This is a genomic window from Rhodanobacter ginsengiterrae, from assembly GCF_050026815.1.
Taxonomy (GTDB): Bacteria; Pseudomonadota; Gammaproteobacteria; order Xanthomonadales; family Rhodanobacteraceae; genus Rhodanobacter; species Rhodanobacter ginsengiterrae.
Window position 1 is genome coordinate 1 of the sequence record NZ_JALBWO010000010.1, and the last position, 849, is coordinate 849.

Annotated in this window: 1 protein-coding gene; it reads left to right on the forward strand. The window is 48.4% G+C overall.

The window, feature by feature from the left end:
• Positions 1–828, forward strand: an 828-nt coding sequence (locus ACQGNJ_RS00045; protein WP_426687206.1) for a hypothetical protein, incomplete at its 5' end; no start/stop codon positions are given.
• Positions 829–849: the final 21 nt, after the last annotated feature.

The following is an 849-nucleotide window of genomic DNA, read 5'->3' on the forward strand; positions in this document are numbered from 1 at the left end:
GCCCGGTATATGCAACAAGCGCGCTGCGGTGGTGAACAGGCCTATGAAACGGTAATGGGTGCTACCAGTTCGACTGGGCCTTCTCGTCCTTCACACCGAAGCACAGGACGAAAAAACAAGCTCAAATTTAGCTCGAAGTTTAGGATGGTGAGCCTGGATTCGATCTTCTCCAAATTAGCAAAGGTCGGCTTTTATGCCGAAAATGTTGACAAAATTTATCAGACGAATGGATCGAATTTCATGCGGAAGATAAGCCTAATTACACTGACGTTGCTCTATGCACTATGTCTCGGATGCGGCCGCACTGAGAGAGTACCTGCCCCGGATGTAAGGACCAATCCCGCGCCGCACGAGCGGCAGCGATTAGATATTTCGATAACGGGTCAAAGCGCCGTGATCGAAGGTATGCGTGGAAGATTGCAATATAACATTGCTGATGATTCATGCTTGCCGGTGGATTACGGAATGGCGCTGGGTGGTATGAAGCCAATTTTCACGATGGACCCCACATTAAAAGTGGCTATCACAGGACATGATGGGTATGAAGGATTCGTTTACCGGGATATGTACGAGCCGTCGAACTACTACGGAATGGGCGTGTGTCGATGGGAACTCACCGCCATCAATATATACATTGTACGAAAAGACGGTAGAAAACAGTCATTTATGCTGAATGGCATTGACCTGAAGTATGGGGCGCAGAGTTATGTAACCTGCCCGAGTGGATCGCCCGGGCAATACTCGCTTAACTGCGCATTTAGTAGGTCTTACCCCATAGAAATACCAGGCGATTTCTACACACTATCCATAAATTCAGGGAGGGACTAACCCATGGCAATCTCAACGGAT